Genomic DNA, 20,643 nt, shown 5'->3' on the forward strand with positions numbered 1-20,643 from the left:
GAAATTGTAGTCAATTATTCGCTAGTCTACATAATAAGCAGGCAAGAAAATTAACCATCAACTTCACAGATTTGCCTGAAACTTAAACAGAGGTTTTAAGTTTTTACTCTAAGTAGTAGGAAGTTACGCCAAATAGACTGTTTAAGGGCACAAGTAGAGTGTTTAGGTGCAGTATTTAGTTTAAGTACAGTAGTTAGTTTTGGTGCAGTAGAGTATTTAAGTGCGAGGATACGACGATGAATATGCTGAATTTCGATAAAAAAGACATCCAACAACAAGAACGCCCATTTATCGCTGAAGCTGTATTTGCCGTCGAGGCGGTAAGTGCAGAACAGCAGAGCGAGAAGCAAATTAAGGCAAAACAGCTTCTAGACCGCATGTTCCCACTAGAGAACGGGTCACACCAAGATGTATCAAGTTACGTGATTGATTACCGACATGTGATGGTTTACTTCAAAGACGGAACGCACAGTGGCCTTAAATGCCCTAAACACTTTGTTGCCTATACGGGTGAAAAGGAAGATCCAAAGTCGATTCTTTTTAAAGATGAATCGGGTAGCCATGTGGAAGTGATGTTTGGTTGTCACAAAGGCACAGGTTGCGTAGAACTTATGGATATTGATGATATTCAACTAGAGACTCGTACGACCTTTAGCCCTGAGTTAACGGGTAATGCACCGACGGCGATGCGCCATTGGATCAGCCTAATTAAAGGTGACAAAAAAGGGAAACCGATGGCTTGCAGTGAGGACAAAGAGTACACCGCTAAGAATGGTGAAGACTACTTCTTAAGCTATTGTTATAGCGTTGACTAGCTTTTAATGAATTTAGAAATAACAAACCCCAAGCAGACGCTTGGGGTTTGTTTTTAGTCAAGAATTTAAACGAAGTTGTCGCCCGTTATAACCGCTTGGGATGAGCTGTTATTTACTACGGTTGGTATCAGACAGGCATCACTCGATTTCGACCGAGTTGTTTTGCCTCATAGAGTTGTTTGTCTGCTTTGTTGATCAGCGTTTCTAACGTATCGCCGACCTCGTATTCAGCAACACCAAAAGAGGCGGTCACACTTTGCACTTGGGTGCCCGAACGTTTGTCTGTAACGTGCAGTTTTTCAATCATACGACGTAATGTATCTGCATATTGACGAGCTATCCGTAGAGACTTGTTTGGGACGATTAACGCAAATTCCTCGCCGCCAAAACGATAGGCACAAATGCCATCGCGACAACTTTGCTGCAATCGGCGTGCGATCCCTTTGATGACAGTATCACCAAATAAGTGACCATAGTTATCATTGAATGCTTTGAAATGATCAATATCGAGCATAACCAGTGACATGCTCTGATTACTTTCAATTAGGGCATTTAAATCACTGTCGAAAGCGCGTCGGTTATACAATTTAGACAGGCCATCAAACAAGGCGTCTTTTTGAACTTCGGCGAGTTGGCTTTTTAGGCGGGAGATTTCTTCACTCGCGTTGGTCAGTTGATTATTGAGAAATTTAGTTGAGTGGCGAATTTCTCGGGATTCAGCAATAAGTTGACGAATCACGCTCATCACTTCTTCAATGCTTAAACTGTTGTCTTCCACTTTTTCCAATTTGGAAAAGCTCTTATCGACCATATCAGAGAATGAGGATGTATCGCTGATCGTGTCGTTCATAGAGCTTGTGAGTTCACCTAGTAGCACTTCGACATTCGTCTTTAACTCTTCTAGGCTAGTTTCAGCTTTGCTTGCAACGTAGTTGTTATAGAGCTGCTTGTGTACGGCTGGTGGACAAGTCTCGTAGTTTTCGAGGACTCGATCTAACTCCATATTCAGCTCAGGCATAGTTTTATCGACGTAGGTATACCAAAGCGCGTAGTTCGCAGGAGTGGCGGCTACGTGGTTTTTGATCATGAGTGGAACGGCTTTTCTGAGGTTAGCGGCTGATTTTTTAAACTCGTCGGTCATCTATGCGGTATAACGTGCAAATAAGAGTATCTTTAGGTTAACGGATATAACGTGACATCGCTTTAAAATTTTGCCATTTTGAGTCAATAAACTTGAAAAATGGGTAAATAATCAAACAAATACCTCAAAAGTCTTAGTTAATTATGTTGAATTTATAAATTTCAGGCAATCGTTTGTTTACTCATTTGGCTTCCATAAAATCGTCAGTTTTGATCTCATTTATCTACTAAGCGTAAGAATGGTTTAGATGACAACGAGTGTCTGAGAGGCTAATTTGAGCAGAAGAGTCGGATTATATTGGTTTACCAACGATCTACGAGTGCATGACAATTTGCTTCTGAGTCATGCCACGCAAGAGGTAGATGAACTTCTGTGTTTGTATTGTTATCCATGCATCACCCCCTTTTTATCTCATTACGCTCAAGTCTCCCAGCTTGGACAAGGTAGGCAGCGCTTTATTAAAGATGCGCTTTTGTGTCTCGATAATTCTCTTCATTCTCTTGGGCAACGACTCACTGTTGTTAACCTCAGCCCCTTGCCAGCTTTGCAACATGCGATTGAGCAAATAGGAGTAACGCATTTATATATCAATGCGAGCGCAGGGGTGGATGAGCAAAGAGCGGTAGAAATAATTAAGAGACAGAATCCACACCTTATTGTTACTCAAAAGGAAACTTGCACGTTGTTCACTCAGGAACAACTGCCGTTCACTTTGCGAGAGTTGCCCAACACATTTACTCAATTTAGAAAGCAAGTTGACTCTCTGGAGGTTTCGCATCCAAGGGACAAAGTACAGGTGATGCCTTGCGAAGTGACCTATCATTCAGAATCAACGTTAAGCTTTTCTTCATCAAATAGAGCCCGTTCTTTTATAGGCGGAGAACGGGCAGGTTTAGCGCATTGTCATCGCTATTTTTCATCGACCTTTGCGAGCGAATACAAACAAACGCGAAACGAGTTAGATGGTATGAATGCGTCAACGAAGTTCTCTCCTTGGTTAGCTCATGGGAACATCTCACCGAGAATGGTTTATGCGATGCTCAAGCGATACGAGCGCGATAATCAAGCAAACGAATCGACCTATTGGATTTATTTTGAATTGCTTTGGAGAGAGTATTTTTATTGGTACGCACGAAAGTATAGAGAGGCCTTATTTCGTTTCGGTGGGATTAAGGGGCAAAGACCGCTTACGAGTTATTACGCGCATCGCTTTCAACAATGGAAAAAAGGAGAGACGCCTTTTCCCATCGTAAACGCTTGCATGCACCAACTAAACGAAACGGGTTATATGTCGAACCGTGGCAGGCAATTGGTTGCAAGTTGTTTGGTGCACGAGCTTGGCCTTGATTGGCGCTATGGTGCGGCATATTTTGAATCACAATTGATCGACTACGACGTGGCATCGAATTGGGGAAATTGGCAATACCTGGCTGGGGTCGGAGCCGATCCTCGGGGGACACGACAATTCAATCTCGAAAAACAGACGCAGATGTATGACCCATATATGGAATTTATTGAACGATGGAAAGGACGTTGCGCAGGCGCACATTTGGATAGTGTAGATATGGTCGATTGGCCTATTGTGACGGACAGCAATGGCAATACTTAGTCATCGGAGACATCGTAATGCAATTTGAAACCGTACGATTGATATTGGGCGATCAACTCAACAGTGAGCACTCTTGGTTTCAGCAACCGGATGAGCAAGTGCTTTACCTGATTGCCGAGCTCAAGCAAGAGAATACTTACGTCACGCACCATATTCAGAAAGTGTGTGCTTTCTTTTCTGCAATGGAACAATTTGCGAAAGAGCGTCAGAGCGAAAGTCACCAAGTTTTGCACCTCACATTGGATGATACCCAGTCGTTTGAGGATCTTGAGCACGTCCTACAGCACTATGTGAGAGAAGTCGGTGCAAGTAAGTTTGAATATCAACGCCCCGATGAATACCGTTTACTAGAGCAGTTAGCCAAACTAAAGCTTGATGGGGTGGTGACGCGTTGTGTCGATTCGGAACATTTTTTGCTGCCGTTTGAAGAAATAGAATCGCAGTTTCCTCAAGGCAAACACATCATGATGGAGCACTTCTACCGCCGTATGCGCAAGCGATTCGACATCTTGATGCAAGACGGCAAACCTATTGGCGGGAAATGGAATTACGACACCAATAATCGTAATAAGCTCAAGGCCCAAGACATCGAGCAACTGCCACAACCTCTGATGTTCAGCACTGATGTGCGCGGTATTACTGAGCGGTTGGCGCGACACAACATCAAAACCATCGGAAACCTTGGGGGTGATTTGTTGTGGCCGATCAATCGCGCACAGAGCCTGTCTTTACTCGCGCATTTCTGCCAAGTCTGTCTGCCGTTATTCGGACGTTTTCAAGACGCCATGACAGGCCAGCACCATGCTAAGTGGAGCTTGTATCACAGCCGAATTTCATTCTCGCTTAACAGCAAATTACTGCACCCGAGAGAAGTCATTGATGCTTCACTTAAGGCATTTCATTCCAACACGGACATCGACATTTCTCAAGTTGAAGGGTTTATTCGCCAAATCTTGGGATGGCGAGAGTACATCCGAGGCGTCTATTGGGCGAACATGCCTCATTACCCAAAAAAGAATGAGTTGGGCGCAGAAAGAAAGCTGCCAGACTTCTTTTGGAATGGCGAAACCAAAATGGCCTGTATGCGCAATGCGATTGGTCAGTCCCTCGATTATGCCTACGCACACCACATCCAACGTTTGATGGTCACTGGTAATTTTTGTTTGCTAACCGAGATAGATCCAAACCAAGTGGAGGAGTGGTACCTCGGCATCTATGTCGATGCCATTGAATGGGTAGAAATGCCAAACACACGTGGTATGGCACTGTTTGCGGATGGAGGTATTGTTGGCACTAAACCTTACGCTGCGAGTGGTTCTTACATCAACAAAATGAGCGACTACTGCAAGGGCTGTAACTACGACAACAAAGCACGTAGCGGTGAAGGCTCTTGTCCGTTTAACAGCCTTTATTGGCGCTTTATGAACAAACACGATAAACGCTTAGCAGCCAACCCACGTATTGGGATGATTTACCGTTCTTGGGACAATATGGAAGAGCACCAACGTCAAGCGATACTCGATACTGCAGAACACTATATAGAAAACGTGGAGAACTTGTGATGGAAATACTCATCGTCGGTGGCAATGGTGGAATTGGTTTGGCGATGGTGCAACAAGCGGCGGCTCGTTTTCCTCATGCACGGTTGCACGCAACGTACCGCAAGCAAAAGCCCAGTTGGTCGCATCCTCATGTTATCTGGTATCGAGTTGATGTGACGCAAGATGCCAACGTCAAAGCGCTCAGCGAACAAATTGAACATGTCGACTGGTTGGTGAACTGCGTGGGTATGTTGCACACTAAAGAGAAAGGCCCAGAGAAGAATCTTAGCTCCCTCGACGCAGACTTTTTTCAACAAACCATCATGGTTAATACTCTGCCAGGTTTGCTGTTAGCGAAATACTTCACGCCCAAGCTCAAGCGCAGTGCTGCACCTAAGTTTGCGGCCATATCGGCCAAAGTTGGCAGCATCAGTGACAATCAGCTAGGTGGTTGGTACAGCTACCGCGCATCCAAAGCGGCATTAAACATGTTCCTTAAAACCATGTCGATAGAATGGCATCGAATGGTTAAACATGGCACGGTGCTTTCACTTCATCCTGGTACGACGGATACTGCCTTATCGGCCCCATTTCAAGCGAATGTGCCTGAGGGTAAGTTGTTTACACCAGAAAGTGTGGCAAAGGATTTATTGCGCTTGATAGAAAACGCAACCCCTCAAGATAGCGGGGCATTTTGGGCTTATGATGGCGCGTTATTAGCTTGGTAAAAGCTCAGGACCTTTAAACGTTATAATCAGAAAGAGACGATGGGCGATTGCCCTACATTTTCTTTGTTTTTACTTCCTAGCTTTACTTCTTCGGCAACGCGCAGAACAATAAATGATTTCCTCCCAATTTCGCACCCACTTCTTTCGCCAAGAAAATGGGCGTTTACACACAAGACAAACTTTTATCGGCAGATTGGATTTGAAACCTTTCATCGCTCTGAATGTTTACTCCTAATTTGGTTAAACAAACGGCTTAGTTATTTATCAAATAAGTACAGGTAATCACCATAACCTAGGCTCGCCATCTTGTTGACAGGGATAAACTCCATTGCGGCTGAGTTCATGCAGTAACGTAATCCGGTTGGCTTTGGCCCGTCTTTGAATACGTGACCAATGTGAGAATCGCCAAACTTACTGCGGATCTCGGTACGCGGGTAAAGCAGTTTGAAGTCGGTTTTCTCGACGATGTAAGCAGAGTCAATTGGTCGAGTAAAGCTTGGCCAACCGGTGCCTGATTTGTACTTGTCGGTGGATGAAAACAGTGGCTCTCCAGATACAACATCAACGTATATTCCTGCTGCTTTGTTATCCCAATACTTGTTATCAAAAGGGCGCTCTGTTCCCTCTTCTTGGGTGACGTAGTACTGTAACTCGGTCAGCTTTGCCTTAATCTCTTTGTCGGAGGGCTTAGCGTAAACCTTTACTTTGGCTTGTGATTCCTTTTCATCAATAAGTTGGCGCAGTGTTTTGGGATTCTCTTGGCGATCGTCACCAAACACTTCGTCTAGGTATTTATCGCGGCCAGATGCGTAGCGATAGTACTTGTATTTCAAGCTACTCTTTTTGTAGTAATCCTGATGGTACGACTCTGCAGGGTAGAACTTCTCAAACTCGATCAACTCTGTTTTCAGTGGTTTTGGGTAAATCATTGCCTTGTCGATTTCCATCATAAATTGCTCAGCAATCTGCTTTTGCTCTGCACTATGGTAGAAAATTGCAGGACGGTATTGAGGGCCACGGTCAACGAATGAGCCTTTATCGTCTGTTGGGTCAATATGACGGAAGAAATAATCCAGCACTTGCTCGTAATTAACGACGGTAGGATCGAATTTCACTTCGATGACTTCAATATGGCCAGATTTTCCCGAAGAGACTTGGCGATAGGTCGGATTGGCCAAATCACCACCTGAATAGCCAGACACAACGTCAAATACCCCCGGTAATTGCTCTAAGTCCGATTCAGTACACCAGAAGCAACCGCCCGCTAATGTCGCAATATCAGTTTTGTTCGATGCGTCCATCTTATCCATGGTATCAGCGGTGCCTGTTTTACTTAGTAATATAAACAGAACAGGGAGTGTGAAAGATAACCCTACCAACAACTTAGATACATTCTTCATAACTTCCTCAAACGTGATTGTTCCTATGATTGTTACGTAAGAAGACAGAGCAAAGAGCGAAAAAATTACAACAATCGTTAATTTTCATTTTCTCTTTATCTTCAAGAGGGCTACATTAACGGCAAGATATATGCGCTCATCAATGTTTTTCACTCGATGAGCCACAAGTAATCATGAGGAATATCATGCAAGCAGAAGTAAAATGGGTTGAAGGGTTTAAGTTCCTTGGTCAATCTCAATCTGGTCACTCGGTAGTGATGGATGGCAATGGCGGCGCAACGGCACCAAGTCCAATGGAGATGGTATTAATGGCCGCTGGTGGTTGCAGTTCTGTAGACGTTGTCGATGGTTTGAAAACGGCGGGTCAGAAAGTTACTTCTGTTAACGCGAAGCTTACAACGGAACGTCGTGAAATAGCACCGCGAATTTTCACACAAGTGAATATCCACTTTGAAGTGTCGGGTGAGGATCTTGACTCTGAAATCGTCGCTAAAATCGCGGCAGATTCACTAGAGAAATACTGCTCAGTGTGCTTGATGCTCGGTAAAGGCGTAGAGATGACTCATAGTTGGGAAATCGTATAACCCTCTTTGCAAAATCACAAAATAGGAAAGAGAAAAGCGCGAGTTTTTCTCTTTTTTTATCGCTATCTTGCATTACTCTATTGATGTCAAAAGTTGTAGGAATAATCCAGTGACCGAATTAGAAAAAATGATGTCCGGCCAAATCTTTGATGGTGGAGACGAAGAGATCGATGCGATTCGTACGAATGCAACCAAAACGTTACTCAAGTTGAATAGCAGCACTGATGCCGAAGAGCGTATTACCCTACAAGCAGAGCTACTAGGCAAGGTGGGAAACAGCTATATCCAACCACCATTTCATTGTGAATTTGGTAAAACTATTGAGATCGGCGAGCAGACGTTTATCAACATGAACGTGGTGATGCTTGATGGGGCTAAAATCACCATTGGTAGCCACGTTCTTATCGGCCCTAGTGTTCAGTTTTATACCGCTTCGCACTCTCTGGATTACCGCAGTCGACTCAAGTGGGAAACATTTTGTAAGCCGATCACCATTGAAGATAGTGTCTGGATTGGTGGCAACTCGGTGATCAACCAAGGCGTGACCATTGGTGCTCGCTCAGTAATTGCATCTAACTCAGTGGTAAACAGTGATGTTCCGCCAGACTGCTTGTATGGTGGAACACCGGCTAAATTAATCCGTCGTTTAGATCAAGAATAGAATCCTCAATGCAGTCGTGATTTCATGTTGAGTTGCTATTGTTTGGCTGCTAATAAAATATCAATAACATCGTAGATGTCGGTGTTATTGATATGAGCTATTTCAGCAATGGTATCTGTCATCGATATGTGGGTGATGCCGGCGCTGTTGAGCGAGACGATGGCTTGTTCTGAAGTAAGGCCGAATACCCCAACACTCGTTTGGAGTGGAGTATCAATCACTCGGTCAAAGATCGCACTTGCTGCATATACATCGCCATATGAGACAGTAAACAACGCTACGCTCGCGCACAAGCCAAGGGTGATCGGTAACCTATTCTTTTTATCAAAATATCTGACTAATGCTTTCTTGTGCGTATATGCATGAACCCCTGCGGCAACAATAAAGACCATACTTATCCATTCATGTGTGGCTCTGATTGCGCCCGAGGAGATTTCAAAAAATAGCAATAAACCGGTTAAAGATACGACAAGAGATAAACCAATTGTGCTTGCAGTGGCGAGTTTTTGTTTGTTCATATTGAGCTGGAATGCAAGGTATTTGACTCAATATTATGAATGCTTGTGTCTAAAAAATGTGGAAGTTTCAGATATAATGCTTTGTCAATTTATAATGAGTGATGACAAATATGAGAAAGTTCTACGTAGTTGAGGGTGATATCAACGCCAAGAAAGCAAAGTTAGCTTATCCAACATTGGCTTTGTGTGAGAAGTGTGTCGGTCACTATGTCGTCATTAGTGAAGGGGAAAGAACCTATCAAGAATGTGCTAAATGTGGTTCAGATAAGTCTTAATGTTCCCTCTGAATGGTTAAATACAAAAGCCACGACTTCAGATGAATACTCGTGGCTTAGATAAAGCATTATGCAATTAATATGGGAGTTAGTTCACTTTTACTGTTGCCCATACAAAGCGGTGGTCAGAAGAAATTTCTTTGTCGGTGCCACGAACCCCAACTCGAGGGTCATTAAATAACAAACGACCCTCTTCGCCCTCTGCTTGCCAATATACGCCTGTATCTACCACATCAAGGTCAGCAGATGGCACTGCGTAATCCACTCGAGAGCCAAACGTTGCAGTGCGTGTTTCTGGATAAGGATGACCTTTGCTATTGTCTTCTTGTGTTGCTCCTGTTGATTCTGGTGTTTTCGGTTGGCCGACATGAGCAACGTCTTGATTGACTAAAGAATCGTTCATTAGCTCAAATACACCGTCAAATCGAGCGTCTGTTGCATTGCCAAATTCGGCATCTGCGTTTAAATCGCCCATCACGACGAAACTTTCACCTGTAAAGCCGCCGAATTTACCCGCATCATCATAAATCGCATCGCTGTTTTTAATGTAGTGATGCCAGAATACATTTTCATCGCTATTACGATACTTGTTGTTGTCACTGACCGAATCGAAGCCTGATGGAGTAGGGTGTGACATCAAAGCATGAATGATTTTATGGCCATTTTCAGTTGGGATGAGTATAGGTGCATCTACATGGTTTTTAGAAGAGAGGCGAACCTCGTCCCACTCTTCACTGCTAAACCATGTGTCACCACAGGCCATATTTGAAGGCATTGGCTTTGAACCATCACAAACATTGATTTCTGGGTTGACGGCGTTCGGTAAATCTTTGCGTTTGAATGTTTGGAATGTGCGCGTATTCGCAGTGTCGATTTCATATTTTGACATTAGCGCAAATGCATAATGTCCATGGTAATAACCAAAACCAAATGCATCGTCAGGATCTTTCGGATCAATACCGCCCGTATTGTCTAAATCCATATTCGAATGCAAGCCAGTATTAGTCGCATAGTTTTGCACGAATGGGTATTGAATAGGCTCTAACAAATCACCGCCATCAACACTATTCATACTTTGTGCAACGGATAGGTAGTTCTTCTGAAAGCCGTTTAGCGCTTCGTAGTTTTGGCCTTCACCATCGTTGTTGAATTCTGTAAGTAGTAATACATCGGGACGATTTTTTTGGATGATTGCAGCGATATTACGAATTTGAATGATGCGCTCTGCTAGCTTTTCATTTGCTCCGTCAGTTATCCCTTGCTCAAGGTTATCTTTCCACTCTTGAATTAAAGCGTTTTGCTCTGAGAGTGGAAGATTCATATAACCAATCCATTGCTCAAAGTTTTCTGTTGGGTCATTGTCATGGGCAAATGAAACATTGAATGATGCAAATTTAACGTTCTCAGGGGTTTGAACGGTGTCGCCAGAGTTAGAACCACAGCCACTTAGTAGTGCAGAGGCAACAAGCATTGCTAAAAATTTCGTTTTCATAGATATCTCAATACATTCCGCCCATCAATTAAGGGCGGCGCATTCTAGATTAACAATTCTATCAATGTAAACGTTTGCGGTAATCGTTTAACTCATTTTTGGACAGCAGTTAACGAACTAAGAATGTGATTGCTTTTGACTCTTCCAATTTTCTTACTTTTAGCGTGGGTGATGAAAAGAGTCATGAATAAGAGATTTCCATTGAGAATAAGACCATCTAAACTACTCGCCAGAAATGACCTTGATATTGGAAAGAAGAAAATGAAATACGATTGGATCTTGTTTGATGCTGATGAAACCTTGTTTCACTTTGATGCTTTCAAAGGTTTACAGCTGATGTTTTCTCGCAAAGGTGTGGATTTCACGGAGCAAGACTTCGCGCATTACCAAACGGTCAACAAGCCACTTTGGGTCGATTATCAAGATGGTAAAGTGACGGCAGAAGAGTTGAAGCATAAGCGTTTCACCGAGTGGGCTGAAAAACTGAGTACGACGACGGCAGAATTGAACAGTGCCTTTCTAGAGGCGATGGCAGACATCTGTACTTTACTCCCTGGTGCAAAAGAGCTGATGGAAGCGCTGCATGGTAAAGCGAAGATGGGGATCATCACCAACGGGTTTACCGAACTGCAAGCGATTCGACTAGAGCGTACAGGAATGGCGAACTATTTTGATCATGTGGTGATCTCTGAGCAGGTAGGGATTGCGAAACCGGATTTAGGTATCTTTGAATACGCGATGGGTCAAATGGGCTATCCGTGTAAAACGCGCGTACTGATGGTGGGGGACAACCTGCATTCCGATATTCTTGGTGGCAACAATTTTGGCATTGAAACGTGTTGGTTGAATACGACCGGCGCAAGTGTTGATGACCAGATAGCACCAAGCTATACGGTTGCTTCATTAGATGAGCTAAAAAGTATCCTTGTTGCGTAAGTTTCGTAGATTACTTAAGTGACCTTGACTATTTAGCATGCAAAGATCGTATTAGCATCCCAAACAAGTCTGGGTGACTGATTGAAAACACCATCGAATGCACGATGGTGTTTTTGTATTGTTCATTAATGATCTACTTTATTCATTAACAACTCGTTTATCCATCAATAAGCACTTTACTCATCAACAATCACTGCTTCGAGGTTGCCCCACGGCTCAAGCGCGATATCTTGCCCGCCGTTCCAAATAATAATCGGTAACGGCTTTGGTTTTACATATTCAGCGAAAGTGGAGTCTGAAATCAGGTCAGTCGATTTCACAGGGAACACCAGTAAGTCAGCAAACATAACCTGTTGATCATATTTCAGAATATCTGCCACTTTCCCCCAATAAACAAAATCATTGGCTTCCATCCATTCTGTCGTGGGATTGGTCTTGAGCATTTGAGAGGTTGGTGGATACTGAATATCAACATCTAGCACTATTCCCTCTATGTTGTCTCTCAATCTGACTTGAATCCCATCGTCAATGTTCTCTGTATAGGTGAACTGATCGGAGGGCGGCTCGATTAATTGCGCTAAAGTAGCCGGGTTAGAAAAATCCATTCCGGGTAGATAGCGTTCTAGTGCGACAATCGGATCAAACCCTCCGATGTTAGTTTGTGCCTCTAAAACACTGAACCTAGGTTTCGGATCCGATTCTTCTGGGTTGATGACATAGGTCGACCATTCCGCTCGATAACCATTGAGGTTTTGCCCCACCGATTGATAAATATTCAACGATACGGCGTAAACGGCTTTACGTTGCTCTGGATAAAAACGCATTTTGGCGAGTTCAAACGAGGGAGGCAAAAAGGCTTTTTCAAATGCGCGGATACGATTAGCGGGGATTTCAAAGTTAATAAACAACGTCTTTGGTGCGGTCAGTAGTGAGAAGAACATCTTCGGTTTTTCTATGCCATAAAGAATCCCCAGACCTTGGTAAATATCTAATAGCGCATAATATAAGGTCGGTAGGGTTTGAGCCGGAAGCACAGTCGGTTGAGATTGAGCAATGCCAAACAGCGTTGCAAACACATCTTGTGGACTTTGTCCCTCTAGTACACAACCGATGAGGTGGCTGAAAAGCTCTGAGCTATTGCTCGATTGAGTCGCTAGTGCACATGCTCTAACACCACCAGCAAGCACCTGTACGGGGGAAGTGACGGGTTGAACTAAGAACTCGCTTGTTTCTGCCAGTACAAATGCTTTTGGTGATCCTATAACGAATTGCCCCCATGGAAAATCATGATGGATGTCGGCAGACTTTGGCTTGGTTGCGATGAACTTTGCACTGACTGAACTGCCATCGTAATAGTAGCGAGAGAGGCTACCCATTGGCCCTAAGACCTTTTCACTTGCATCAAGATACCACTGTGAAAAGCGCTGGCGTTTGTTGATTTTTGACATGTCAGTTTTTTTTGTCTTGAGCGGAACCGTCCAATGTAAACTGCCCTCATTCGTTAGCAGTGTGCCGGACCATTGTTGAGGCAACGAGGTGAGTTGTATTTGCGCTGGTGTCAAATTGGATAGTTGCAACAAGTCAGTTCCAGGCGTCGCTTTATAGCTGGCAAATCGATATAGATATGTGGTGTCGCTTCCTGGAAGTTGAACAAACGTTTTTAAGTCGACTTTATAACCTTGCTCCGCACGGGTAGTGAGTCCGATATCCGCGACAACATAGAACCTTTTCGGGAATAACATCTCTCTTAACCGTTGCCATCCCTTTTCTTCAAGAAACTCCTCAAAGCGCGTTGCATCCATTGGAGAGCGATGAATGACGATCGGGTTTACGCTCGTGATCTGGTAGGGGGGAAAGATACCAACATTGCTTGAAAATGCGTGTGTTTGGGCTGGATCGAGCTCCCATATTATCAGCCCGCGATCATCTACGTCATAAGGGAATATGGGCGGTTCCTGCCCTGAGATCGTTGCTTGTCGAAATGCCGCATCTAGCCTTGCACCACCAAAGACGTTGTTTCTAATTTCCATCAGTATCTGCTTTTCTTCTAATGAGATACGAAGTGCGGGGTTAGTGTTGGCATATGTTGTTGAGCCTATCAAAGTGCAGAACATCAGGCTCATTGCCATTGTTAGTCGAACGATAGCTTGAGCAATCATGGGGCGATCTCCCTGCCTACATTGGATGTATTACCAACAAAGTATAGTTAATCCATGGGAGGAACATTTTCAGTTAGGAATATTCACGACAATCTATTCGTTTGAGCATTCTAAGGTAAGCAGGACATACAAGAAAAAGCGCCGAACAATCAGCGCTTTTAGTGTGGAAATTCATGTGTTTATGATTGTGGATCTTTTTCACCTAGTTTGAAGTAGAGTTTACCCACAATCACTTCGGAAATAAGAATAGTGAATACCACAGCAAAGAACGCAACGACACCATTCCAAGGACCACTAAAGTCAACTTTGTCACCAAAAAGAATATTAATTGCTTCTAGCATGACAAACTTGGATCCGACTAAGATAACGTAAGTTGAAATACCGCGATAAATTTTAGGTGCGGTGCCGGGTTTCGATTTAAAGTATTCGGCAATTTTGTGTTCAGCTTTAATCGAGAGTTTGAGTAGTAACTGAAGCAGCAATGCCGCCGCAAAAGAGATGGTAAATGAGTCAATGGTGACGAAATCCCAATATTCGTCGTAAAAGTTCAGTACCGTAAGGTCTACCAATACCGCCAAGGTATAACCAACAAACAGACGTTGTGGTGTGTTGAAACCGTAGACTTTATCTGCTGCGCTCATAAGAACCCTCAATCAATAGTGAACAAGTTTGCAAAGTCATGCCTTGCGTCGATGGAGTTACTATATGAGTAATTTGAAATGAAAAATTGCCATTTTGCGCCATGTAAATCATTTCAATGAATGATTATTTTGATGCGATATATTGAATTCAAATAAACGCGTTGAATTTGAAAAGCGTCTACAAACGCGAGTAAAAATCGCGTTATCCTAAAAACAATTGCCAAAAATCAAGCCGTAAGGATACATATGACAGACATCAAGCAGCTCGATAGCAAAGTGGTGTATCAAAACAAATGGATGACAGTGCGTGAAGATAGAATTTTACGCCCGAGTGGAGCAGAAGGGATCTATGGGGTGGTGGATAAACCCGATTGCGCTGCGATTATTGCGATTGATAATGACGTGATTCATTTGGTGCAACAGTACCGTTATACGATTGGTCAACGGTGCTGGGAAATCCCGCAGGGGGCATGGGAATCAAATCCAGAAGCCGATCATCTTGAACTCGCAAAAGGTGAATTAAAAGAAGAGACAGGTATGCACGCCAATAAGATGGTGTATGTGGGGGCACAATTCATTGCGTATGGTTTTTTGAATCAAACGTGTCATGTTTATTTGGCCACCGAGTTATCTCAGGTTGGCAATCAACTTGATCGTGAAGAAGAAGACTTAATTACGCGTTCATTCACGGTCGATGAATTTGAACGAATGATGATTGATGGTGACATCAAAGATTGTGTCACCATCGCTGCATACGGGTTAGCCAAACTAAAAGGGCTCATTTAACCTCAATTCAGGTTAATCTAAGTTCGTACTTAGGGTCTGTTTATCTTTCGAGGTTACATTTTAAATCAGCTCGAAAGGTCAACAGACCCTAGATTTGCTAACGCCTCGTTATTCTGTTGCGTTGTTTTGTTGCGGCCAGTCACGAACATGTACATCCATCTGCGGGAACGCAATTTCAATATCATTCTCTTTGAACAATTTGTCGATATTTTTATTGATCAGGTGAATGGTTGATAGGCGGTGATCGATAGAGTTAATGTGTACTCTAAGCTCAAAATCCAGACTGCTCGCACCAAAGGCAAGAAAGAACACTGAGGGTGATGGATCGTTTAGCACCAATGGATGTTCTTCAGCAACTCTGTAAAGCAATGCTTCTACTTTACTGACATCAGAACCGTATGCGACACCAATCGGGATCACGATGCGAGTAATGGAGTCGGTTAAGGACCAGTTGATCAATTTTTCCGTGATGAATGTTTTATTGGGGACGACAATTTCTTTGTTGTCCCAATCGATGATAGTGGTCGCTCGGGTTTGGATTTTGCTGACGGTTCCGGAGAGTTCGTTAATGGTAACAATGTCACCGATACGAATTGGACGTTCAAATAGTAAGATCAAGCCGGAAATGAAGTTGGCAAATATCTCTTGTAAACCAAAGCCTAACCCCACACCAAATGCGGCCACTAACCACTGTAGTCGAGACCACTGAAAGCCGAGAATGGCAAATGCAGACAGCACGCCCGTCATTAAAATCAGATAACGCAATAATGTAGTAATCGCATACCCTGTGCCAGGTGAAAGCTCAAGCCTCCTCAGAACCAATAACTCCAATATTCCGGGAAGGTTGCGTACACCGACAAAGGTGACAAGAAGAATGGTTAATGCATAGATAAGTGATTGCAAAGTCACATCAACGAGTGTGGAACTGCCACTGACTGCTTCGCTGACTTGCCAAATAACGACGTTATCTAACCACCGAGTCATTTCTAATGCGCTAGACCACAGCGTGAGCACGGCTGCAATCAATGCGATCAAAGACAATCCACGCAGTAAAGTCATGGACTGCTCGCTGATTTGTTCACTACCGAGGCTTTTTTCTTCGACCTCAGGAAAATTTTCTCTGAGCTCGGCGAGTTCTGGTGGTTCTTCAGCTTGTTCTTGTTGCTGTGCAATCAGTTCTTCACGGCGGGCCAGTAACCGTTGATAATTTAACTGACGGTGTTCGAGTTTGAGCCAGCGTTCGCCAAGTTGATAAATAAACAAAACACCAAGAATCACAAATAGTGTTAATTGTTGGTAGAGCAACAGTAGCCAAGAAGCGATAAAGAGGCCGAGTATCGCCATGACGACAATGGCAAAGAAAGAGCCAAAAAGCAGTACTTTTAAGCTGAGTAACCCCAATCCTTTATTTACAGGGGAGGGCAATGCTGCAGGGATGCGTTCTGGTTTGAGTAACGCAGCATAGATAAGAGCCATGGCAAGGGTCAGGACAAGGAAGAACATTCGCGAAATTTCGGCTTCTTGTTCTCCTGCAACCAAATCCGCAAAAAATATACACAATAAGAAAATGGTCAATGGAAAACGAAGTTTTCGGCTCTCTTTATGCAAGTAGAAGCAAACATGATCAGGCCAATTTAGATGCAAATTGAGTAGACCTTTTGTGGGGCTCAACGCATAGATTAACTCGAGAAAAAACAGTGCACCAGCACTGGCAAGTATCAACATTTTTGATTCGGTTGCGTTGGGTATCGGCCACACCCAAAAAAGAGACGAGGCCATCAGAACGAGTCCGAAAGGCAACACTAATGCTTGAATGGCGGCAATACTGAGCAGAGACATGGTGTTTTGAAAACGATCACGTAACGGGTGACCGAATGCTTTTTGATAGTCATGACGCAATTGAGTCGCCCGTTTTCTTAGTCGACCATGACCGTAAATCAGAACTACAGAGTAGATAACAAAAGCAATACCGATCAGCTTTAGGCGCTCTATATCGGTGCGTTCAATCATGGATTGCAAAGGTGTTGCGTCTCCAAACCAAGTGATTTTACTAAAGTCAGTCATGTGCTGCCAAAATGGCACATTACTACGAGTCCAAAATTGTTGTTCCCTTAAAAATGAACGTGCACTGTCGACCTCTAGTGAATATTGATTGATCGTCAGTTGTAACTTTCCCAGAGCAATGATCAGCTTTTCGTAGTCGGTTGTTAACTGTTTTAATAATTCTAGAGATAAGGTGTTTATTCTGGTTTGAGTTTGAGTTTGAGTTTGAGTTGACGCCACCAATTGACCTTTATTGTGTGTCGATTGAACGGCACTATTTAAGGCATGATCCGCTAACGTTTGACTTATTTCGTATTTGCGAATGTGTGCGGCGGCAATTTCATCTGGGATTGATTTGTCTCCAACTTGATTAGGAAGTCGTTGCAGCTGTGCACGAATTGACGCACCAAAAGCAGTACTGTTTTTTAACCAAGAGAGATTGTCTTTAATGAGGCGTTGTTCTTCGGCAAGGCTTCTTCTTTCTACTTCCAATTGCTGCTTTTCAATACGTGATTGTTCAATGGTTGCCAATATTTGCTCTAACTCGTCTGCATATTGAGTGACGGTAGCAAAGCTCTGTACCGCTATAAGATCTGATGGTTCGATGTCAGTTTCTAATGAGCGAACGTCAGCGATAAGGTTTTTGACTGATGCTTGTTCGACGCGAGTCAACTTATCTTGAAGTGTAATCAGCAAAGGGGAAGCGAGTTGGATTTTTCTGTCGAGCAGCTTTTGCTCAAGTCTTAATAGTTCGGTTCGTTCATCGAGACTTTGAAGTTCGGCAGCTGTGGCTTCTTGCTGTAGTTTTAGATAGGTTAAATTGGATAACTGCAGCCATTGTTCAATGTCGGAGCCGTTGTCGTTTTTGATGATCGATGCTTGTTCCAACTGTTGGCTGAGTTGCGCTAAAGAAACGGGTAAGGTTTTACGATCAGTCGTGAGTTGAATGCTTATCTCTGCATTTGCTTTTGAGGTGTTGCTCCATTCGTTTATGGCCGCTTGCAGGGACGCGATAGATTGAGATAAGTCGCTATAGCTGTCGAGTTGTTTGGTTTGTAATAAATCCAATTGCTCAGCTTGTTCAATTTGCTTTAGCAAGCGTTCTTTCTGTAAAGGATATTGGCTAACGATAGAGCGATAATCTTTGATTAAGGATCGTTGTGCATCAAAACCATCGATTTGGTTGAGCAGCGTTTGATACTGAGTCAGGAGAAGCTCATTTTTGGGCTCCTCGCTATTGAGGCGGGTTATTTCATTTTGGATAAACTGAGCGTTGGGCAATTCTTGTGCAAGGGTTTTTTCTGCGAGTATTAAGCAGGAAAAGGTGATTAAATAACTTACTATCTTGCTAAAACTGATTTTGCAAAAACTACCATTCACAAGCTTGCTCACATCGGTCTCCAAATCATGCTTATTCAATAAAATTAAGTGTATACGTTAGATTGAAAGGGTGCTTTTTTTCTTAATTTGGATGAAAAGTGTGACTAGAGAGGCGTATATATCCCCGTTGACTCTTAAGATTGGAAGAGAGGCTTAAGTTTTATCTACACTCTACGTGGTTTAGGTTTAGGTTTAGATGAAATGACGACCACAAACTCGTAGGGGGCAGAACCGCCTTTGTGTTAGCCTCTTTCTCTTAAACTCAGATGCAAAAGGTGAGTCATACAATGAAAGTATTCAGCAATTTTGACAGCGGCAGTATTCACGTAGTGAAAGCCGAGGATAAAAATGATATTCAGCTTAAAATCCCAAAAGACAACATGTCGGAATTCTACCAGTGGTTCCACTTCCGTTTAGAAACCGAAACGGAGCAGTCCCATACGATTAAGTTATTGGATTTGGCGAAGTCTGCATATCCAGAGGGATGGCAAGGGTACGATGTTGTCGCATCGTATGACCGTGAAGAATGGTTTCGAATCCCAACAGAATTTGATGGTGACACCCTGACTTTCACGGTGATTCCTGAGCGCAGCTCAGTTTACTTTGCGTATTTTGCACCTTATACATACGATCGCCATCTAGACTTGTTACACATGGCACAAAGCGCTCATCATTGCCAACTTGAAACATTGGGTCATACGCTTGATGGCAATGACATGAGTTTATTGACTTTTGGTGAGCCTGAAGAAAGCAGAAAGAAAATCTGGATGATTGCCCGTCAACACCCTGGTGAGACAATGGCTGAATGGTTCATGGAGGGCATGATTCAGCGTCTATTAGATGAAAACGATACAGTAGCGCGCGCATTATTAGAAAAAGCGGTACTTTATGTCGTACCAAACATGAACCCAGATGGTGGCATTCGTGGTCATTTGCGTACAAACGCAGTAGGTGTAAATTTAAACCGTGAATGGCAGACGCCATCAATGGAGAAGAGTCCAGAAGTCTTCCTCGTTCGTGAGCGTATGCTAGAAACGGGTGTTGATATGTTTTTAGACGTTCATGGTGATGAGGCGATCCCTTATAACTTTGTTGCTGGTTCAGAGGGTATTCCATCCTACGATGAGAGTCTGGCAGAACTTGAAAAGATGTTTAAAAGCGCGTTATTAACGATCACGCCAGAATTTCAAGATGACGTAGGTTACGACAAAGATGAGCCGGGTAAGGCAAATCTGACCGTCGGTTCAAACTGGGTAGCAGAACAATTTAAGTGTTTGTCATATACAATAGAAATGCCGTTTAAGGACAACAACAACCATCCAGATCCGTTGTATGGTTGGTCTCCGGAGCGTAGTGTATTATTTGGTCAAGATGTGTTGGCAGCAACTTTGGCAGTATCACACAAAATATAGTTAAGTAGCGCCACAGTTTGTCTGCTTGTGACTGTGGCGTTGTCAGAACTTTCCTATCTTAGAATCCTATAGTGCTCTCTTTGTCATCACTTAACGTGTTAATTGCGCAAAATCAGCTGCTTATTTGGTTGTCGATAAAATATTTTTATCGTAATAAAAGGCATTTTAATTGATATAAAGGTAAACATTCTGTTAGAGTGCTTTTGAGATTTGTGTCACAAAACTTTCCTAGAACCAAAACGTTACGTATAGAGGGTCTTCTTGTGTGCGAGCGTTATTGCGGCTTACGTCGCTTTATTACCATCTGACTCGATATTCCAGTAAGCAACGATTACACAAAAATTGTTAATCAATATGCCCAATATTGGTGATGAAAGATATCGAGGTTTATAGAGGGTATTTGAGTTCTTTTAGGATGGATATATTTGGATTAACAGACACGGTTTTAAAATCATAATAAAGCAAGGTTCTAACTTGAAACATCTGCATTCTAGCTGGTGCTGACTAGATTGGGTCACCTTC

Annotated in this window: 18 protein-coding genes; 10 read left to right on the plus strand and 8 right to left on the minus strand. The window is 43.2% G+C overall.

The window, feature by feature from the left end; genetic code table 11:
* Positions 1-236: 236 nt before the first annotated feature.
* Positions 237-815, plus strand: coding sequence for an aldolase/citrate lyase/malate synthase family protein (locus tag VA249_RS15330; RefSeq protein WP_221071326.1), 579 nt, complete (start codon positions 237-239; stop codon positions 813-815).
* Positions 816-942: 127 nt separating this feature from the next.
* Here VA249_RS15330 and gefA read toward each other — a convergent pair whose 3' ends face one another.
* Positions 943-1,956 carry a diguanylate cyclase GefA gene (gefA, locus tag VA249_RS15335; RefSeq protein WP_221071328.1) on the minus strand — a complete coding sequence of 338 codons (1,014 nt, stop codon included), beginning with the start codon at positions 1,954-1,956 and terminating at the stop codon, positions 943-945.
* 274 nt (positions 1,957-2,230) lie between these two features.
* Here gefA and VA249_RS15340 point away from each other — a divergent pair, with 274 nt between their 5' ends.
* Genes VA249_RS15340 through VA249_RS15350 form a run of 3 tightly spaced genes read left to right on the plus strand, consistent with a single transcriptional unit; the run spans position 2,231 to position 5,834 of the window.
* The gene (locus VA249_RS15340; RefSeq protein WP_221071330.1) at positions 2,231-3,565 is read left to right on the plus strand and encodes a DASH family cryptochrome; all 1,335 of its coding nucleotides are present in this window, start codon (positions 2,231-2,233) and stop codon (positions 3,563-3,565) included.
* 17 nt (positions 3,566-3,582) lie between these two features.
* Positions 3,583-5,127 carry a cryptochrome/photolyase family protein gene (locus VA249_RS15345; protein ID WP_221071331.1) on the plus strand — a complete coding sequence of 515 codons (1,545 nt, stop codon included), beginning with the start codon at positions 3,583-3,585 and terminating at the stop codon, positions 5,125-5,127.
* A complete protein-coding gene (locus tag VA249_RS15350) occupies positions 5,127-5,834 on the plus strand; it encodes an SDR family oxidoreductase (protein WP_221071333.1) in 708 nt (235 codons plus the stop codon). The genes VA249_RS15345 and VA249_RS15350 overlap by 1 nt, the downstream gene beginning before the upstream one ends.
* A 69-nt stretch (positions 5,835-5,903) precedes the next feature.
* Here VA249_RS15350 and VA249_RS15355 read toward each other — a convergent pair whose 3' ends face one another.
* Together VA249_RS15355 and msrB are read right to left on the minus strand one after the other, a co-directional pair.
* Positions 5,904-6,047, minus strand: coding sequence for a DUF2256 domain-containing protein (locus VA249_RS15355; RefSeq protein ID WP_221071335.1), 144 nt, complete (start codon positions 6,045-6,047; stop codon positions 5,904-5,906).
* A 44-nt stretch (positions 6,048-6,091) separates the two neighbouring features.
* A complete protein-coding gene (gene msrB, locus VA249_RS15360) occupies positions 6,092-7,234 on the minus strand; it encodes a peptide-methionine (R)-S-oxide reductase MsrB (RefSeq protein WP_221071337.1) in 1,143 nt (380 codons plus the stop codon).
* Between the two features lie 185 nt (positions 7,235-7,419).
* On the opposite strand from msrB, the gene VA249_RS15365 reads away from it, so the two are divergent.
* Both VA249_RS15365 and VA249_RS15370 read left to right on the plus strand, forming a co-directional pair.
* The gene (locus VA249_RS15365; RefSeq protein WP_221071339.1) at positions 7,420-7,818 is read left to right on the plus strand and encodes an OsmC family protein; all 399 of its coding nucleotides are present in this window, start codon (positions 7,420-7,422) and stop codon (positions 7,816-7,818) included.
* 109 nt (positions 7,819-7,927) lie between these two features.
* Positions 7,928-8,479, plus strand: coding sequence for a sugar O-acetyltransferase (locus tag VA249_RS15370; protein WP_221071341.1), 552 nt, complete (start codon positions 7,928-7,930; stop codon positions 8,477-8,479).
* 35 nt (positions 8,480-8,514) lie between these two features.
* Here VA249_RS15370 and VA249_RS15375 read toward each other — a convergent pair whose 3' ends face one another.
* Complete coding sequence (locus VA249_RS15375; RefSeq protein WP_221071343.1) at positions 8,515-8,997, minus strand: DUF4405 domain-containing protein; 483 nt, start codon at positions 8,995-8,997, stop codon at positions 8,515-8,517.
* A gap of 110 nt (positions 8,998-9,107) precedes the next feature.
* Between VA249_RS15375 and VA249_RS15380 the strand changes: the two genes are divergently transcribed.
* On the plus strand, positions 9,108-9,272 hold the full coding sequence (locus VA249_RS15380) for a hypothetical protein (protein ID WP_221071345.1): 165 nt from the start codon (positions 9,108-9,110) through the stop codon (positions 9,270-9,272).
* Positions 9,273-9,360: 88 nt separating this feature from the next.
* Here VA249_RS15380 and VA249_RS15385 read toward each other — a convergent pair whose 3' ends face one another.
* Positions 9,361-10,764, minus strand: a complete 1,404-nt coding sequence (locus VA249_RS15385; RefSeq protein WP_221071347.1) for an endonuclease/exonuclease/phosphatase family protein — start codon at positions 10,762-10,764, stop codon at positions 9,361-9,363.
* Positions 10,765-11,025: 261 nt separating this feature from the next.
* On the opposite strand from VA249_RS15385, the gene yjjG reads away from it, so the two are divergent.
* Positions 11,026-11,700, plus strand: coding sequence for a pyrimidine 5'-nucleotidase (gene yjjG, locus VA249_RS15390; protein WP_221072180.1), 675 nt, complete (start codon positions 11,026-11,028; stop codon positions 11,698-11,700).
* A gap of 176 nt (positions 11,701-11,876) precedes the next feature.
* Here yjjG and VA249_RS15395 read toward each other — a convergent pair whose 3' ends face one another.
* Both VA249_RS15395 and VA249_RS15400 read right to left on the minus strand, forming a co-directional pair.
* Complete coding sequence (locus tag VA249_RS15395; RefSeq protein ID WP_221071349.1) at positions 11,877-13,859, minus strand: hypothetical protein; 1,983 nt, start codon at positions 13,857-13,859, stop codon at positions 11,877-11,879.
* A gap of 179 nt (positions 13,860-14,038) precedes the next feature.
* A complete protein-coding gene (locus VA249_RS15400; RefSeq protein WP_128812547.1) occupies positions 14,039-14,500 on the minus strand; it encodes a hypothetical protein in 462 nt (153 codons plus the stop codon).
* Between the two features lie 246 nt (positions 14,501-14,746).
* On the opposite strand from VA249_RS15400, the gene VA249_RS15405 reads away from it, so the two are divergent.
* Entirely contained in the window at positions 14,747-15,286 is a 540-nt protein-coding gene (locus VA249_RS15405; RefSeq protein WP_128812548.1) for an NUDIX domain-containing protein, read from the plus strand.
* A 108-nt stretch (positions 15,287-15,394) separates the two neighbouring features.
* Here the strand turns inward: VA249_RS15405 and VA249_RS15410 are convergent, their stop codons facing one another.
* Complete coding sequence (locus tag VA249_RS15410; protein ID WP_225927139.1) at positions 15,395-18,721, minus strand: mechanosensitive ion channel domain-containing protein; 3,327 nt, start codon at positions 18,719-18,721, stop codon at positions 15,395-15,397.
* A 275-nt stretch (positions 18,722-18,996) separates the two neighbouring features.
* Between VA249_RS15410 and VA249_RS15415 the strand changes: the two genes are divergently transcribed.
* The gene (locus VA249_RS15415) at positions 18,997-20,121 is read left to right on the plus strand and encodes a M14 family metallopeptidase (RefSeq protein WP_221071350.1); all 1,125 of its coding nucleotides are present in this window, start codon (positions 18,997-18,999) and stop codon (positions 20,119-20,121) included.
* The last annotated feature ends 522 nt before the right edge of the window (positions 20,122-20,643 follow it).

The sequence above is a fragment of the Vibrio alfacsensis genome (genome assembly GCF_019670485.1).
GTDB classification, from domain to species: domain Bacteria; phylum Pseudomonadota; class Gammaproteobacteria; order Enterobacterales; family Vibrionaceae; genus Vibrio; species Vibrio alfacsensis.

Bases quoted from the DNA above. Each gene is read 5' to 3' on its own strand.
- VA249_RS15330 (WP_221071326.1), top strand. From the start codon at position 237: ATGAATATGCTGAATTTCGATAAAAAAGACATCCAACAACAAGAACGC.
- gefA (WP_221071328.1), bottom strand. From the start codon at position 1,956: ATGACCGACGAGTTTAAAAAATCAGCCGCTAACCTCAGAAAAGCCGTT.
- VA249_RS15345 (WP_221071331.1), top strand. From the start codon at position 3,583: ATGCAATTTGAAACCGTACGATTGATATTGGGCGATCAACTCAACAGT.
- VA249_RS15350 (WP_221071333.1), top strand. From the start codon at position 5,127: ATGGAAATACTCATCGTCGGTGGCAATGGTGGAATTGGTTTGGCGATG.
- VA249_RS15355 (WP_221071335.1), bottom strand. From the start codon at position 6,047: ATGAAAGGTTTCAAATCCAATCTGCCGATAAAAGTTTGTCTTGTGTGT.
- msrB (WP_221071337.1), bottom strand. From the start codon at position 7,234: ATGAAGAATGTATCTAAGTTGTTGGTAGGGTTATCTTTCACACTCCCT.
- VA249_RS15365 (WP_221071339.1), top strand. From the start codon at position 7,420: ATGCAAGCAGAAGTAAAATGGGTTGAAGGGTTTAAGTTCCTTGGTCAA.
- VA249_RS15375 (WP_221071343.1), bottom strand. From the start codon at position 8,997: ATGAACAAACAAAAACTCGCCACTGCAAGCACAATTGGTTTATCTCTT.
- VA249_RS15380 (WP_221071345.1), top strand. From the start codon at position 9,108: ATGAGAAAGTTCTACGTAGTTGAGGGTGATATCAACGCCAAGAAAGCA.
- VA249_RS15385 (WP_221071347.1), bottom strand. From the start codon at position 10,764: ATGAAAACGAAATTTTTAGCAATGCTTGTTGCCTCTGCACTACTAAGT.
- yjjG (WP_221072180.1), top strand. From the start codon at position 11,026: ATGAAATACGATTGGATCTTGTTTGATGCTGATGAAACCTTGTTTCAC.
- VA249_RS15395 (WP_221071349.1), bottom strand. From the start codon at position 13,859: ATGATTGCTCAAGCTATCGTTCGACTAACAATGGCAATGAGCCTGATG.
- VA249_RS15400 (WP_128812547.1), bottom strand. From the start codon at position 14,500: ATGAGCGCAGCAGATAAAGTCTACGGTTTCAACACACCACAACGTCTG.
- VA249_RS15405 (WP_128812548.1), top strand. From the start codon at position 14,747: ATGACAGACATCAAGCAGCTCGATAGCAAAGTGGTGTATCAAAACAAA.
- VA249_RS15415 (WP_221071350.1), top strand. From the start codon at position 18,997: ATGAAAGTATTCAGCAATTTTGACAGCGGCAGTATTCACGTAGTGAAA.